11 protein-coding genes, 1 rRNA gene, 1 pseudogene and 1 other annotated feature are annotated in these 16604 nt (G+C 52.2%); of the genes and pseudogenes, 4 read left to right on the top strand and 9 right to left on the bottom strand.

Annotation, left to right across the window (positions count from 1 at the left end; all coding sequences use genetic code 11):
• Position 1: 1 nt before the first annotated feature.
• From SGP1_RS05025 to rluD, 4 genes and pseudogenes are all read right to left on the bottom strand, one after another.
• Positions 2 to 1543, bottom strand: a 16S ribosomal RNA gene (locus tag SGP1_RS05025).
• Between the two features lie 520 nt (positions 1544 to 2063).
• Positions 2064 to 4637: an ATP-dependent chaperone ClpB gene (clpB, locus tag SGP1_RS05020; protein WP_041866643.1), complete on the bottom strand. Its 2574-nt coding sequence runs from the start codon at positions 4635 to 4637 to the stop codon at positions 2064 to 2066.
• 130 nt (positions 4638 to 4767) lie between these two features.
• Positions 4768 to 5446 (bottom strand): annotated as a pseudogene (locus SGP1_RS05015) (laccase domain-containing protein).
• Complete coding sequence (rluD, locus tag SGP1_RS05010; protein WP_011410336.1) at positions 5437 to 6417, bottom strand: 23S rRNA pseudouridine(1911/1915/1917) synthase RluD; 981 nt, start codon at positions 6415 to 6417, stop codon at positions 5437 to 5439. The pseudogene SGP1_RS05015 and the gene rluD overlap by 10 nt, the downstream one beginning before the upstream one ends.
• A 131-nt stretch (positions 6418 to 6548) precedes the next feature.
• Between rluD and bamD the strand changes: the two genes are divergently transcribed.
• The 3 genes from bamD to pheA all read left to right on the top strand — a co-directional run bounded on the left by bamD (position 6549) and on the right by pheA (position 9294).
• Positions 6549 to 7280, top strand: coding sequence for an outer membrane protein assembly factor BamD (gene bamD / locus SGP1_RS05005; RefSeq protein ID WP_011410335.1), 732 nt, complete (start codon positions 6549 to 6551; stop codon positions 7278 to 7280).
• Positions 7281 to 7520: 240 nt separating this feature from the next.
• Entirely contained in the window at positions 7521 to 7850 is a 330-nt protein-coding gene (gene raiA, locus SGP1_RS05000; RefSeq protein ID WP_011410334.1) for a ribosome-associated translation inhibitor RaiA, read from the top strand.
• 135 nt (positions 7851 to 7985) lie between these two features.
• Positions 7986 to 8113 (top strand) — a sequence feature (Phe leader region).
• Positions 8114 to 8136: 23 nt separating this feature from the next.
• On the top strand, positions 8137 to 9294 hold the full coding sequence (pheA, locus tag SGP1_RS04995; RefSeq protein ID WP_011410333.1) for a bifunctional chorismate mutase/prephenate dehydratase: 1158 nt from the start codon (positions 8137 to 8139) through the stop codon (positions 9292 to 9294).
• A 108-nt stretch (positions 9295 to 9402) separates the two neighbouring features.
• Here pheA and tyrA read toward each other — a convergent pair whose 3' ends face one another.
• Entirely contained in the window at positions 9403 to 10524 is a 1122-nt protein-coding gene (tyrA, locus tag SGP1_RS04990; RefSeq protein ID WP_011410332.1) for a bifunctional chorismate mutase/prephenate dehydrogenase, read from the bottom strand.
• On the bottom strand, positions 10518 to 11609 hold the full coding sequence (locus SGP1_RS04985) for a 3-deoxy-7-phosphoheptulonate synthase (RefSeq protein ID WP_011410331.1): 1092 nt from the start codon (positions 11607 to 11609) through the stop codon (positions 10518 to 10520). The genes tyrA and SGP1_RS04985 overlap by 7 nt, the downstream gene beginning before the upstream one ends.
• A 514-nt stretch (positions 11610 to 12123) precedes the next feature.
• On the opposite strand from SGP1_RS04985, the gene SGP1_RS04980 reads away from it, so the two are divergent.
• The gene (locus SGP1_RS04980; RefSeq protein ID WP_050747412.1) at positions 12124 to 12363 is read left to right on the top strand and encodes a DUF2799 domain-containing protein; all 240 of its coding nucleotides are present in this window, start codon (positions 12124 to 12126) and stop codon (positions 12361 to 12363) included.
• 733 nt (positions 12364 to 13096) lie between these two features.
• Here SGP1_RS04980 and SGP1_RS23390 read toward each other — a convergent pair.
• From SGP1_RS23390 to SGP1_RS04965, 3 genes are all read right to left on the bottom strand, one after another.
• Positions 13097 to 13852 carry a transcriptional regulator gene (locus tag SGP1_RS23390; RefSeq protein WP_011410330.1) on the bottom strand — a complete coding sequence of 252 codons (756 nt, stop codon included), beginning with the start codon at positions 13850 to 13852 and terminating at the stop codon, positions 13097 to 13099.
• A 120-nt stretch (positions 13853 to 13972) separates the two neighbouring features.
• A complete protein-coding gene (locus SGP1_RS26605; RefSeq protein ID WP_083764673.1) occupies positions 13973 to 14212 on the bottom strand; it encodes an acyl carrier protein in 240 nt (79 codons plus the stop codon).
• 23 nt (positions 14213 to 14235) lie between these two features.
• Positions 14236 to 15930, bottom strand: coding sequence for a hypothetical protein (locus SGP1_RS04965; RefSeq protein ID WP_148203371.1), 1695 nt, complete (start codon positions 15928 to 15930; stop codon positions 14236 to 14238).
• Positions 15931 to 16604: the final 674 nt, after the last annotated feature.

Here is a 16604-nt window from a genome sequence, read left to right as displayed (position 1 = left end):
GTAAGGAGGTGATCCAACCGCAGGTTCCCCTACGGTTACCTTGTTACGACTTCACCCCAGTCATGAATCACAAAGTGGTAAGCGCCCTCCCGAAGGTTAAGCTACCTACTTCTTTTGCAACCCACTCCCATGGTGTGACGGGCGGTGTGTACAAGGCCCAGGAACGTATTCACCGTGGCATTCTGATCCACGATTACTAGCGATTCCGACTTCATGGAGTCGAGTTGCAGACTCCAATCCGGACTACGACGCACTTTGTGAGGTCCGCTGACTCTCGCGAGATCGCTTCTCTTTGTATGCGCCATTGTAGCACGTGTGTAGCCCTACTCGTAAGGGCCATGATGACTTGACGTCATCCCCACCTTCCTCCGGTTTATCACCGGCAGTCTCCTTTGAGTTCCCGACCAAATCGCTGGCAACAAAGGATAAGGGTTGCGCTCGTTGCGGGACTTAACCCAACATTTCACAACACGAGCTGACGACAGCCATGCAGCACCTGTCTCAGAGCTCCCGAAGGCACCAAGGCATCTCTGCCAAGTTCTCTGGATGTCAAGAGTAGGTAAGGTTCTTCGCGTTGCATCGAATTAAACCACATGCTCCACCGCTTGTGCGGGCCCCCGTCAATTCATTTGAGTTTTAACCTTGCGGCCGTACTCCCCAGGCGGTCGATTTAACGCGTTAGCTCCGAAAGCCACAGCTCAAGGCCACAACCTTCAAATCGACATCGTTTACAGCGTGGACTACCAGGGTATCTAATCCTGTTTGCTCCCCACGCTTTCGTACCTGAGCGTCAGTCTTCGTCCAGGGGGCCGCCTTCGCCACCGGTATTCCTCCAGATCTCTACGCATTTCACCGCTACACCTGGAATTCTACCCCCCTCTACGAGACTCTAGCCTGCCAGTTTCAAATGCAGTTCCCAGGTTAAGCCCGGGGATTTCACATCTGACTTAACAGACCGCCTGCGTACGCTTTACGCCCAGTAATTCCGATTAACGCTTGCACCCTCCGTATTACCGCGGCTGCTGGCACGGAGTTAGCCGGTGCTTCTTCTGCAGGTAACGTCAATCGATAGCGCTGTTAACGCTAACGCCTTCTTCCCCGCTGAAAGTGCTTTACAACCCGAAGGCCTTCTTCACACACGCGGCATGGCTGCATCAGGGTTTCCCCCATTGTGCAATATTCCCCACTGCTGCCTCCCGTAGGAGTCTGGACCGTGTCTCAGTTCCAGTGTGGCTGGTCATCCTCTCAGACCAGCTAGGGATCGTCGCCTAGGTGAGCCATTACCCCACCTACTAGCTAATCCCATCTGGGTTCATCCGATGGTGTGAGGCCCGAAGGTCCCCCACTTTGGTCTTGCGACGTTATGCGGTATTAGCTACCGTTTCCAGTAGTTATCCCCCTCCATCGGGCAGATCCCCAGACATTACTCACCCGTCCGCCGCTCGCCGGCAAAGAAGCAAGCTTCTTTCCGCTGCCGCTCGACTTGCATGTGTTAGGCCTGCCGCCAGCGTTCAATCTGAGCCATGATCAAACTCTTCAATTAAAAGCTTGATGCTCAAAGAATCAAAACTGGTATTCATATGAATATTTGTTGTTCACTCTTCAAGACTTGATATTTCGGTATGTCGATATCGTCTTGTGAGTGCCCACACAGATTGTCTGATAAATTGTTAAAGAGCAGTGCCGGCTGTTTTCTCGACCCGCACGGGTGGCACATATTACGCTTGCTGTAAAGTCAAGCTTTTATTTTCCCGTAGCGGGCCGCCTGCCTCTGGCTGAACCGGTGCGCCGTAGCGACTGTTTCCGGTCAGTGGAGGCGCATTATAGGGCCTTCCCAGCCGGTGGCAAGCGCTAAATGCAAAATAAGTTTTAATTGGTGAAATATGCAGCAGCCGTAACAAGATGTTGGTGGTTAACGCGGGAAGATTTCGGGACAAAAACCGCGTCCCGATGCGGTGTGCCGCAGTCGGGACAGGTTTTACCATGAAGGTCAGTTATAGGGGGCAACATACCATACCCAGACTGCTCGGACCGGGGTAATCGTCCCTCTCACCGCCGTGGGTTTACTGGCTGGCGACGATATGATCGTCCTGTACATCCAGTCTGATGGGTTTGCCCGGCAATAGCTGACCGGACAGGATCTGCTGCGATAACGGGTTTTCGATCTCTTGCTGAATAGCGCGTTTCAGCGGGCGTGCGCCATAGACGGGATCGAAGCCGGATTTGCCCAGCAGCGCCAACGCCTCGTCGCTGATAGTCGTGGTGTAACCCCGTTCTTCCAACCGCTGATACATACGCTGCAGTTGGATCTGAGCAATCTCGGTAATATGCTCCCGGCTCAGCGGATGGAACACGACAACTTCATCCACACGGTTGATAAACTCCGGCCGGAAATGGTGCCTGACCACATCAAGCACCATATCCTTCATTTCCTGATAGTTCATCTGGCCGAAGCGTTCCTGGATAACATCCGACCCCAGGTTGGAGGTCATGATGACCACTGTATTGCGAAAATCCACCGTGCGTCCCTGACCGTCGGTCAGTCGGCCGTCATCCAATACTTGTAGCAGGATATTGAAGACATCGGGATGCGCCTTTTCGATCTCATCCAGCAGAATGACTGAATAAGGACGGCGGCGCACCGCCTCGGTCAGATATCCCCCTTCTTCATAACCGACATAGCCGGGAGGGGCGCCAACCAACTGCGACACCGAATGTTTTTCCATGAATTCGGACATATCGATACACACCATGGCATCGTCGCTATCGAACAAGAACGTGCCCAGCGCTTTACACAATTCCGTTTTACCTACCCCGGTCGGTCCCAGGAACATGAAGGAGCCGATGGGACGATTGGGATCCGCCAAGCCGGCACGGCTGCGGCGAATAGCATTGGAAACCGCTTCTACTGCTTCATTTTGCCCAATGACCCGCTGATGTAAATCCTGCTCCATACGCAGCAGCTTTGCCCGCTCGCTTTCCAGCATCCGTGAAACTGGAATCCCCGTCCAGCGGGCTAATACTTCGGCAATCTCAATGTCGGTCACGCGATTTCGCAGTAAGCGCATACTTTTTCCTTCAGCTTGCGAGGCCACCGCCAGTTGCTTTTCCAGCTCGGGAATTTTACCGTATTGCAGCTCGGACATCCGTGCCAGGTCTCCGACGCGCCGTGCTTGTTCTATCGAGATTTTTGCCTGTTCCAATTCCGCCTTCAAATGCTGGGTGCCCGACAAAGAGGCTTTCTCCGCTTTCCATTCCTCTTCAAGTTCGGAGTAATCGCGTTCTTTTTGCGCCAGTTCGTCATTAAGCATCGCCAATCGCTTGAGACTGGCGTCATCCGATTCTTTCTTCAGTGCCTGCTGTTCCAGCTTCAACTGAATGATCCGGCGATCCAGCCGGTCAAGCTCTTCCGGTTTAGAATCGATCTGCATACGAATGCTGGATGCGGCTTCATCAATAAGATCAATAGCCTTGTCAGGCAGTTGCCTGTCGGCAATATAGCGATGGGACAGCGTCGCGGCGGCAACAATGGCCGGGTCGGTAATCTGTACATGGTGATGCAGCTCGTAACGTTCTTTCAAGCCGCGCAGAATAGCGATGGTATCCTCTACGTTCGGCTCAGCGACAAACACCTTCTGGAAACGCCGTTCCAGCGCGGCGTCCTTCTCGATAAATTTGCGATACTCATCAAGCGTCGTTGCGCCAACGCAGTGCAGTTCGCCGCGTGCCAATGCAGGTTTGAGCATATTACCGGCGTCCATCGCTCCATCGGCCTTGCCGGCGCCCACCATGGTATGCAACTCATCGATAAATAGGATGACATTGCCCTCTTTTTTGGACAGATCGCTTAAAACGCCTTTCAATCGCTCTTCAAATTCACCGCGATATTTCGAGCCCGCCACAAGCGAGCCCATATCCAGCGATAACACCCGGTTGTTCTTAAGGCCTTCGGGTACTTCTCCGTTGACAATACGCTGCGCCAGCCCTTCAACAATCGCGGTTTTACCCACCCCGGGTTCACCGATGAGGACTGGATTATTTTTGGTGCGCCGCTGGAGCACCTGGATGGTGCGGCGAATTTCTTCGTCACGCCCGATAACGGGATCGAGTTTGCCCTGTTCGGCGCGCTCGGTCAGGTCGATGGTGAACTTTTTCAACGCCTGGCGTTGATCTTCCGCGCCCTGATCGTTCACCTGCTCGCCGCCGCGCATCTGCTCAATGGCCTGGGTGATGGATGCCGTCGTGGCGCCCGCCGACTTCAGCAGCTCGGCCAAGGTGCCGCGCGACTCCAGCGACGCGAGAACGAAGAGTTCGGAAGAGATAAAACTGTCGGTGCGTTTTTGCGCCAGCTTGTCGCACAGGTTTAACACCTGCACCAGATCCTGCGAAGGCTGAACATCGCCGCCGGTTCCTTCCACCTGCGGCAAACGCTCGCAGGCCTGTTCCACCGCACTGATAAACGTCACCACGTTAACCCCGGCGGATTGCAGCAGCGGACGTACGGTACCGCCCTCCTGCTTTAGCATGGCCGCCATCACGTGTAAAGGTTCGATAAATTGGTTGTCGCGCCCGAGAGCCAGGGACTGGGCGTCGGCGAGGGCAAGCTGGAATTTATTGGTAAGACGATCCAGACGCATAATTCCTCCCATATTGGTCAAAATTGCTACTCTGGAGATTAAATAAGGTCGTTTATTTAAAATTCAAGGATATTTCGCCAATAAGCTGGAAGATAATTGCTATCCATCCTGGATCGTCTTAGGCAAGAGATTATATCAGCCAGACCAAAGTTGCCATACGTCCGGTGATACCTTCGCGCCGATAGGAGAAAAAAGTGTCGTTTTCCTGCACCGTGCAATGCTGACCGCCATATATGGCGCGGATCCCGGCCGTCCACAGACGTAAACGCGCCAGTTGATAGAGATCGGCCAGATATTTTTCGCCCCGGGGGACAAACGCATCGGCCGCCGCGGGGTCGTAACGGGCAAAGGCATCTTTGACTTCGGCGCCCACTTCAAACGCCTCGGGACCGATGGCCGGCCCCAGCCAGGAGAGAATATCCGCGCGCGGCGTGTGCCGCGGCGACTTCCCGCCCTGCCCGATCGCAAAACAGCACCGGCAGACAATCGGCGGTCATGACGGCGCAGACCTCGCCGGGTGTCCGGGTGTAAACCGCATCACCACGCAACGACGGCGGCGTGGCACCATCCAGCGTGACCACATCAATACCGTGCACCTGCGTTAACCAGCACGGTGCGGCGTGTAAATCTGCCAGCGCCACCAGCCAGCGACGATTTTCCGCCACGGCCTCGTGATCGTCCCCGACATAGTCGCCTACATTTAGCAAATGCCAGGGCGCGCGGCTCACGCCGCCCTCGCGGGTTGTGCTGCAGGCCCGGACCCGGGCGGGAGCAGGCCAGTCGGGCAGAATAAGCCGGCTTACAGCCAGTCCATGCTATCTTTGAACAGTTCTGTATCTGCCTTCAACGCCGCTATCAGCGCCACCATATCCTGCGGCAGCGGCGCATGCCACTCCATCTCAATCGAGGTAATGGGATGGTATAGCCGCAGCAAAGTGGCATGCAGCGCCTGACGATCGAAACTGCGCAGCACCTCATTGAAGGCGTCGGAAGCCCCCTTCGGCGGTCGCGAGCGCCCACCGTAGAGCGGATCGCCTACCAGCGGATGATTGATATGCGCCATATGCACGCGGATCTGATGCGTTCGTCCGGTTTCCAGACGCAACCGCAGACGCGTATGGGCGCGGAAGTGCTCCATTATACGGTAATTGGTCACCGCCGGCTTGCCCATCGGGTGCACCGCCATATGCGTCCGCTTGGTAGCGTGGCGCGCGATCGGCTGCTCCAAGGTGCCGCCGGCGGTCATGGTGCCGATAGCGACCGCTTCGTATTCGCGGGTAATCTCCCGCGCCTGTAGCGACTCCACCAGACGGGTCTGCGCCGGCACGGTTTTAGCCACCACCATCAAGCCGGTCGTGTCTTTGTCCAGACGATGCACGATACCTGCACGAGGAACATCCACAATGGGCGGAAAATAGTGCAGCAGCGCATTCAACACGGTGCCATCTGCATTGCCGGCGCCGGGATGCACGACCAGATCACGCGGTTTATTGATGACGAGAATATCGTCATCTTCATAAACGATATTCAGCGGTATAGCTTGCGCTTCCCAGCGCGGCGCTTCTTCTATAAACGCCTGTATTTCAACAGATTCACCGCCAAGCATTTTTTCTTTGGGGACTGCCGTGACCCGTCTGTTCACCCTCACCAGGCCGTCAAGGATCCAGGCTTTTATCCGCGATCGTGAATAATCAGGGAACAATTCCGCCAAAGCCTGATCTAAACGTTGCCCGAGTTGTGATTCACTCACCGTTCCGGTGAGGTGTTGATACTGTGCCATATAAGGTATCTTCGTTAACGTTGGGTTTTCACGGCGATGCCGTTTAAAATAGTATGCTATTATAGCTGGTCTCATCCGAGAGCTAAACGGACAGTCTCCCGGAACAACACTCTGAGGATAAGCAAAACGTCATGATGCGTATGAAATATCTGGTGGCAGCCGCCACACTTTGCCTGGTGCTGGCGGGTTGTTCCAGTAACAAAGACGCCGTTCCCGATAATCCCCCCTCCGAGATCTATGCCTCCGCGCAGCAAAAGTTGCAGGACGGTAATTACAAAGGCGCAATCAAGGAGCTTGAAGCGCTGGACAACCGTTATCCGTTCGGTCCCTACGCGCAGCAGGTTCAGCTTGACTTGATTTATGCCTACTACAAATCCGCCGATCTGCCGCTGGCACAAGCCTCTATCGATCGTTTTCTGCGGCTGAATCCGACTCATCCGAATGTCGACTACGTCCTTTACATGCGGGGTTTGACCGATATGGCGCTGGATGACAGCGCATTGCAAGGATTCTTCGGCGTGGACCGTTCCGATCGCAACCCGGAGCATGCCCGCGCGGCGTTCCGTGATTTCACGCAGTTAATTCGAGGTTATCCGAACAGCCAGTATGCCATGGATGCCACCAAACGTCTGGTTTATCTCAAAGACCGGCTGGCCAAGCATGAATTGTCCGTAGTGGAGTACTACGACAAACGCGGTGCTTATGTCGCGGTGGCCAATCGCGTGGAGCAAATGCTGCGCGACTTCCCCGACACGCAGGCGACGCGCCAAGCGCTGCCCTACATGGAAAAAGCCTACCGGGAATTGCAGTTGAGCGGCCAGGCGGACAAAATGTCGAAAATCAGAGCGGCGAATCCGGCCTGATGCCGTGGCGAGACGTGCTATGAACAGCGGCTTCGGCCGCCGTTTCTAAAAGGTTAACCTGATAATATTGCCCCATTGTGCATGCGCTGACAAGGGCAGAAACCCCGTTCCTGACCCCCGCTCACAGAACCCATTCCCTCCACCGCCACGCCGAAAAAAAAGTGATCTAAATCACAAAAAAGATACCGGCTGCAGGTATGCTTAAACTATGTCGACGGAAACACGCAGAGAGGTAAGTTTATGATAATCAACATTACCGGTAAGCAAATGGATATCACTCCCGCCATTCGTCAACACGCGGAAGAGCGCTTGGCTAAACTGGCGAAATGGCAGACCCAGCTGATTAATCCCCATATTATCCTCTCTAAACAGCCGCAGGGATTTGTGGCCGATGCCACCCTGAGCACGCCCAACGGACAGCTGGTGGCCAGTGCAACCCATCAGGATATGTATTTGGCCATCAACGAGCTGCTGGCGAAACTTGAACGTCAAATCAATAAAGTCCAGCATAAGGGTGAAGCTCGCCGCGCCGCAGAATGCGTTAAAACTGCGAATTTCATGGCGGTGTAATCCTGCCGGCCGGGTAAACCGTCCCGCCCGACAGTGAGCAACACATTGCATACGCGCCCCCGGGCGCGTTTTATATTGACAGAAAGAAAAGCGAGCGGTTACTGTACCTCCTATTCTTCATTCCAAAGAGCTCACCATGACAACACCGTCGTTTTTCTTCGCTTTCTTTTTTAACTTCCGTTGCTAAGAGGCCCGCGCTCGTCGTGTGAGAAATAAAGCGAAGACGAACCGCAAAGCCTCCTGAAACAGGGGGCTTTTTTTGCTGGCGTGAAAGGTAACCCATATTATGAATGACAACACTTTATTGACGCTGCGCGATCGGATTAGCGCGCTGGATCTCAAATTGCTGTCTTTACTCGCGGAAAGGCGCGCTCTGGCCCTGGACGTCGCGTGGAGCAAGATAGCCTCCCAGCGGCCAATACGCGATATGGCGAGGGAGCGCGAACTGCTAAAACGCCTGGTCGCGGAGGGTCAGAAATGTGATCTGGATGGCTTCTATGTGACCCGGCTGTTCCAAATGATTATTGAAGATTCGGTATTAACGCAGCAAGCCCTACTGCAGTTGGATCTTAATCACCAGGAGCAGCTTTCGGCGCGCATCGCCTTTCTTGGCCCCAAAGGCTCTTATTCTCACCTGGCGGCCCGGCAGTACGGCGCGCGCTATTTTGAACAGGTCGTCGAATGCAGTTGCCAAAAACTTGCCGATATTGTGCAACTCGTGGAAACGGGCCAAGCGGAATACGGTATTTTTCCTATCGAAAATAGTAGCTCAGGTTCCATCAATGAAGTGTACGACCTGCTGCAACACACGCATCTGTCTTTAGTGGGCGAAATCGCTATCCCTATCGATCATTGCGTTCTGGTCAGCGGCAATACCAATCTTGATCGTATCGAGGTCATCTACAGCCATCCGCAACCTTTCCAGCAGTGCAGTCAGTTTCTGGGACATTTTCCTCAGTGGCAATTTGAATATTGCGAAAGCACCGCCGCGGCCATGGAAAAAGTGGCGCAGCTCAACCGGCCTACGGTCGCCGCGCTAGGCAGCGGCCAGGGTGGCGCCTTATACGGCCTGCAGGTGCTGGAAAGCAACTTGGCCAACCAGCAGCAAAATATCACCCGCTTTATCGTACTGGCCCGCAAACCTATCGACGTCACCGAGCAGGTGCCGGCTAAAACCACTCTTATCATGGCTACCGGCCAACAGTCCGGCTCCCTGGTTGAGGCGCTGTTGGTGCTGCGGACCCACGGTATTGTGATGACGCGTCTGGAATCCCGGCCGATACACGGTAATGCGCATGAAGAGATGTTTTATATCGATGTGCAGGCCAATTTGCGCAGCGTGAAAATGCAAAAAGCGCTGCGCGAACTGCAAGCCATTACGCGTTCGTTAAAAGTGCTAGGCTGCTACCCCAGCGAGAACGTTTTGCCGGTGGATCCGGAGTAACCGGCACCGGTAATCAGCCACTTGTCATTAGCGACTTGTGACCTGCAAGGCGCCGCCGCCGTGCTTCCCGTCTCCCCGTCCTACGCCTGTTTACGGCGAGTGTAGGGCCTATTTACGGCTATCGTTGGCCTGGCGCAATAACACGCAGCTTTCCGCCAGGAAATGGTCGGCGTAAGCGCCAAACCAGCGACCGATATGGGCGAAACGTTCGATAAAGACCCGCTTGTCGCCCTGTTCCAAAAGTTCGATTGCCACCCCGAAACGCTGATAGTAGCGTTTGATCAGCGCCAGATTGTCCTCTGACGCCATAATGATATCGGCATACAGCTGTGGATCCTGCGCAAACAGGCGCCCTATCATCGCCAGCTCGAGGCGATAAATCGGTGAGGACAGCGCCAAAAATTGCTCCAAATCGACATTTTCCTCCGCCAAATGCATGCCGTAGGTAAAAGTGGCGAAATGACGTAGCGCCTGGATAAAGGACATATTTTGGTCGTGTTCGATGGCGCTAATGCGATGCAACTGCGCGCCCCAAACCTGTATCTGTTCCAGCAACCATTGATAGGCTTCCGGCTGGCGCCCTTCGCAATAAACGACCACTTGCTTGGCCAGACTGCCGCTATCGGGACCGAACATGGGATGCAGGCCGAGGACTGGCCCATTGTGCGCCGCTAGCATTGCCTGCAGCGGCGCATTTTTCACGGAGGCCAAATCCACCAAAATGCAATCTTCCGGCAGGGGCGGCAATTGCTCAATGACTGGTACGGTCAAATGAATCGGCACGCTAACGATGACCAACCCCGCATCGGCCAACAAGGCTTCAGCGCGCGGCCAGTCCTCTTTTTCCAGGACGCGTGCACTGTATCCTGACAGCGTCAGCATTTTGTCAAACAAGCGTCCCATCTGGCCGCGGCCGCCAATGATCACCACCGGTCTCAGTTGCGGACACAGCGTTTTAAAACCTTTGTCGTTTTCGCTGGCGTAAGACTCCCGCATCAGGCGGCGCAGGACATCCTCAATCAAATCGGGCGGCACGCCCAATGCTGCGGCCTCACGCCGCCGCGAGGCCAGCATCGCCGTCTCACGATCCGGCGCATAAATAGGCAGGCCGGCACGGCTTTTTACTTCACCAACCTCGGCCACCAGCGACAGGCGTTTAGCCAACAGATCCAGCAGCGCTTTATCCACGTCATCGATCTTGTCCCGCAGGACGCTAAGCTCTGCTACCATGCTGCGACTTCGCCCGCTGCCTGTCGCGCCGCGAGCACCCTTTGCAATTCGCCGTGCAGCTGACGCAGCAGGCTATCGGTGCTTTCCCAATCAATACAGGCATCAGTCACCGACACGCCGTAACGCATTTCCTCACGCGGTAATTCAGAGGATTGATTACCGGCATGAATATGGCTTTCCAACATTAAACCGATAATGGAACGATTACCGGCTTTAATCTGCGCCAGCGCCGACTGCACCACCTCGGCCTGTCGGCGATAATCTTTATTGGAGTTACCGTGGCTGCAATCGATCATCAACGCCGCCGGCAGTCCTGCCGCCGCCATCTGGCGCTCGCAATCGAGAATATCTTGCGGATGGTAATTTGGCTGTTTGCCGCCGCGCAAAATCACATGACCGTCAGGATTACCGCGTGTCTGGAGTAAACACACTTGTCCTGCCTGATTGATGCCCATAAAACGGTGGGCCATTGCCGCAGCACGCATCGCATTGATTGCGGTCGCCAGGCTGCCGTCGGTGCCATTTTTTAAGCCTACCGGCATAGACAGCCCGGACGCCATTTCCCGGTGGGTCTGGGATTCGGTAGTTCGTGCGCCAATCGCCGACCAGCTGAAGAGATCGCCGAGGTATTGCGGGCTATTGGGATCCAAGGCTTCCGTTGCCAAAGGCAGCCCCATTCTCACCAGTTCCAGCAACAGTCCGCGGGCGATTTGCAGCCCGGCCTCGACATCAAAAGACCCATCCATATAGGGGTCGTTGATTAAGCCCTTCCAGCCAACCGTGGTACGGGGTTTTTCAAAATAGACGCGCATAACGATATACAGCTGATCGCTCAATTCAGCTGACAGGTTTTGCAAACGGCGGGCATAGTCAAGCGCTGCATCGGTATCGTGGATTGAACAAGGTCCACAGACCACCAGCAGGCGCGGGGCGCGACCGTGGATGATATTGGCTATGGTACGCCGGGATTCGGCAATAGAGTGCTGCTCCGCCTCGCTTAAAGGAAACTGGCGTTTTAATTCTTCGGGGGTGATCATTACCTGTTCATCACTGATATGGACATTATTGAGCGCGTCTTTTTGCATGATACTAATCCTGACTAAAATGAGATGGCCGCAAAGCGTTACATTAAACTCTTACGCCAAAGCGTATAGATAGCTACCTTACCAGCAATCGTAAAGTTTTCAATCCAATTTTGTAAACAATTTATTACTCTTTGTTCTCCGGTGCGCACCGTTCAAGGCCGCCTTCGGCGTCAGGAGGAAAGGATTTCGCTATAGGCGAGCTATACAGCGGTATGATACGCATCCTACACCAAAATTTAAATCACTTATTGGACATAATAAAGTGTCAAAATGCCAGCCAAAGTGTAAATAATAAATTACACTCCTAACCCGGTCAGACATGAGCTTTTGCGCTTTGCAACTGAGAATGCGGCTGAGGGAAGATAATCCCGCCAACGTGGCTAACAAGATGAGAATGCAACTTTATTTCTTGCTCTGTGCATTGCTCATGCTGGCAGGCTGTAGCGACTCCGATCGTCCCGCCAACACAGCATCAGGGGATTCGGCATGGCATCAGGCCGGCTAACACGACGCTATGGCCGGTAAAGCGGTACGCGACAATGATACCCTGACGGAATGGTATGGCACGCCGCACGTCGATAGAGAAGACTATCTTTCGGGCTACACGGCGGGACAGGCCGACCTCTGTCGTGCCGCAACTCTGCGCGCTTGGGGTGAAAAAGGCCGTAATTTCCCCGCCAACTGCGATGGTATCGCCAACGCTGAGCAATTGCGTCAACAATGGCAAACGGGAATGGATCACGCTACACGGTAAGGCACTCCTCCCTCCAGGCGCTATAGGGAACCCTGACCAAAATGACCGTGTTGAGTCATCCGGCTTTGTTGGCGGTTCTCTTCGGCTCGGAAATGGCGGATCCCGGTGACCCTGGTTTCAATCATGACGGGGGCAGTTGCGCGACCTAAGCCGATTTAGTCATTCAATTTTGCAGAATAAAGAAGGGTCGTCCAGCGCTTGGTGAATAGCATGCCGGTGCGGCGGTTTCTCTTTTTAAAACCAAGGCTCAGCGCTATTCTATTATTATGGAATTATAGCTTACGCTATTACCGATAACCTTAATGCCGGCCTTAAATATTAATGCAACATGAAGTCAAAAGGGACCCTCGCCTTAAGAAAACCTCAACTCTCGTGCTCAATGCCTATACTGCTTGCAAAGTTGATTAGCGGTAATGGGTTGAAAATTGATATGGCGACGCAGACTAAAAATGCGGTTTTTGATGCTGAGCTTGATAGCACTCCGCATAACTCATTCTAAGGGAAAACCCCTTATATAGACAGCCACTCTTAGTAAGAATTAAAAGTTATACGTTGGGCTTAATTGAACCATTCATGCTTGTCGCTCGAAAGAAACATTATGCGCATTTGAGTATGAGACTTTTAAAGACGACGTACTGCCAGCAGAATAGAATAGTCAGCTAAGTTACAATGTAGTAGAAACGATAACGCAATGCCTGAATAGATAACGACGGTCCTGTCTACCGGAGCATGATTAATTAATATTGAAAGTATCGCTTCCCGTATAGCATTTAGTTAACTCCGACTTTACATTATTGCTTAACATTGCCGTTTTAGTAATATCTCCATACAAAATCACATAATCATCCTTAACTTCTACATCCTTTATTCCCGAACGGGGGATTATCATTAATATCTCTTTATCTTTGGGCTGGTGAAACACTTGGGATTTAGGCATCAAACCGCAATAAACACCGTAAGATGCCGGAAATAATAACATAAAAATCAATAACCTAAAAAACCACTTTACTACTTTACCCGAGGTTTGATACAGTCGCGGCGGCGGCGTTGACGGATGCCGGTCTCCTGAAGACACGAAATAGTCTTCTTCTGCGGAATTACCTGCATTTTCCTGTGAAAAATCAAATATCTTAACCTCATTCCCTTCATCATATTGCGGCTCTATACCGAGACGATACCCTAATTTCGGGATTGTCAGAATGATGTTTTTACCATTTTTCTTCAGCAGCTTCCTTAAAGAACGGATGACCTGGGCAATGCTATGAGACGTAACATACCCACCACCCCACACCTCATCCAGAAACTCGGAATGATGCACTGGATTGGGATATTTCCTGCATAACAAAGCCAGAACTTCCGACTCTTTCTTTCGCAGCTGATGGATAGTACCTTCTAATTCCAAACACCGTTTTTTTGGATAAAAGGTAAAACATGATGTAATTACCTCAACAGGTTCTTTATAAACATTAGCCAACTTATCTTCAGTCACAGAGCATATTCCGGGTCAATGGTTTTTTTGCAACTACATTAATGTTTTGGGCGGAAATTTTCAAGTGAAAATTCATTTCTGGCGACAAACCACTAATAAGAAGTTCGCAAACCCCGTTAACTAATTGCTTGTCGCTCCGCTGATGGAAACCACCTGTATCAGATCAGAAACCGTTAATTTCGGCGTTAAATCCTTTTCTTTAATAATTATACCCCGATCTTCCAACCTTATAATAACATCAATAAGATCGACCGAATCCATCTCAAGATCAAAGAATAATTCATTCTGTGGCTTGATATCCGATGGATGTCGGCCAGTAACATCCGACAATACACCTATAACAATATTAAATTGTGACATAATTAAATTAATTCATATTTATATTATTTTTTAAACATATCGGGTGTGGGCATGGTCATGGGTTTAGCTTCCGTAGTATAAACGCGATTATTCTCTTCCACCCCCCACCTAAAGTTTTGGCGTATGGACTCGCTTTTAACCTCATTTCCCTTGTTAAAGAGCGCCATTTTTTCCCGTACCATGGAACCCTTTTCGACATTATTGACAATGTTGCTGTCAACCTTGTTACCAGGGTGATTGGTTTCATCAACCTGAACCTGAGGAGCGTGATCAAGTTCGTTTGTGCTCGCGAGGCTATTGTGGTCCCCCTCGCTATCGTAACCACTTTCAGCGGCCGAGCTCTCGCTCATACGCCGGGAGACATTACGGGGAACATCGTCACCATTGCTGTCAATGCTGTTTAGAGTGGCCGTTTCGCTATCGTACATCGTCGAAAGGTAGCTGCCGGCTGTGCTTTCGTAGCCTGCATCGCTCTCAGGGTTAAGGCCATTGGGGTGAACAGGCACGTTGGATTCCTCAATCGCCACGTTTTCCCATGCATTAATGAGATTTCTTACGCCTTTCAAGTCAGCAAAACTGTTCTTCCCAGCTTGGTAGTCTACCTCTTGGCGTGGCTGGGGAGACCGCTTAAGGTTGCCCGTAAAGAGGGGCTGATTGGCGCTATGTGGCACACTGGCTACAACCTGCATCTTGACCGCCGCAATGTTGTGCGCAATTGCACGGACATAGAATTGCGCCACCCCAACATTCACATCTTTATTAACTTCTTTCTTCGCCTGTTTGATTTCTTTAAGCGGTGTATGAGTGAGAGTAAGGCTGTCGATGAACTGTTCATCGTTTGCAATCGGTTGTTCCATCTCCGCGTCGAGCACATCATCGCCTATCGACTTTGGCGGTTGTGCCCCTTTACGGGTTGGCTCCTGCGCAACATTCTCAGGTGAATCGGTTTGCGTCCCCATATCTGCCATAGCGGCACGTGCAGCGGTCGGGACGCCCTTATGGTGCTCGCCAGGTGGCAAAATGGTTGACGACGTGTGCTCCGTTGTCGTCACCTTTTCGCTAACCACAGTGCCAGATGGGCGGCCACTGGTATTATCATTACCCGGCGGCGTCCCATAATAATGGTTATGAATCGTATCGCCCTGTTGATTATGAATATTACCGAACGAGACCCCTTTATCGGTGGCGGGGTTCTCCGTGACATCCGGTCCCGGATTAGCTGCCGCTGGCTGATCTGGAGAACGAGGGATCAACGTATGGCAAATCGTGGTTAAGGCATCAATAATTTGGTTAGCAGGACCGCTAATCGCTTGATTACTCGCATCAGAGGGCATGTTAGTCAGTTGTACCAGACTGTTTCTGACTTGAGTCTTACACATTTCTAATTCGTGTCTAAACGGAAGAGGATTCGGGATTGCCTCGCCGGGATGAAATGCTTGCCATGCCTCTAATGCATTGGCAGTCATTTTTTCTTCTACCTGAGCGAAAATGGCGTTGCCCTGCCCTTTTATTTGCGGCAAAAGATCCTGCCAGCTATTACCTGACACTGATTCCAAACCGAGCAGATCTGATATGATAACAGTTTTTTTTCCTTGCTCATCATTCTGCAATTGGACACGCTCATTCTCAGAAAGATTGCTGGCGTGGCTGGCGAACAAGAAATTGAACGCATTTTCCTGCACGGGACGTGTCAGGAAAGCGGCACGGGCCGTGGTCACCTCTGGCCTCTCATCGATCCTCTCCGAAGAAGATCCGACATTCGCCGTACGGGAAGATGAGCTTGACGCCTCTTCCACTGTACTCCGGTCGCTGCTTGTTCCCTGCCTCTCCGCCGTAAGGGTGGAACGGCTTGACGATTCCCCGCTACCGACTGTATTTCGGGCGCCTCCCTGTACGTTTAAAGACTTTATCTCCCGGGCACTATTCTCGACGCTGGTCACAGTATTAGACAACGGAGACTTCCTCAGGTTTTCAGAGGGCGGAAGCGTCAGGTTAATAGCAAAGCTATTTTTCCCGGTGGCTATATTGCAAGTTCCAGACATAAAGTATTTCTCCCTGGAGATAATCGTTCATGGTCCACTCACCGGCTGTCGTATTGTTCCTCAGCCGATCTCAGGCCATTTGAAGCGACATAATAACCCTTTACACAGTGAAGGATGTATGTTAAATAATCATTATCAAAGTGACATATCACTCACCTAGAATAATCGCCTTTGATATATGCCGTAACCCGATGCCGGTTATATCGCCTTCACTTTGTGAAAGAAGATAATGTTATTTATTACTGCTTGCCGTAGGCGTATTTCGCCCACAGCAAGCTCATGGATTTCGGTGCACAATTGTTTCGCACCGAATTGACAACCCGTTTTTCCATTGACCTAACCGTCATATT

The organism is Sodalis glossinidius str. 'morsitans' (assembly GCF_000010085.1).
Taxonomy (GTDB): Bacteria; Pseudomonadota; Gammaproteobacteria; order Enterobacterales; family Enterobacteriaceae; genus Sodalis; species Sodalis glossinidius.
This window is presented reverse-complemented; position numbering and strand designations above follow the sequence as displayed.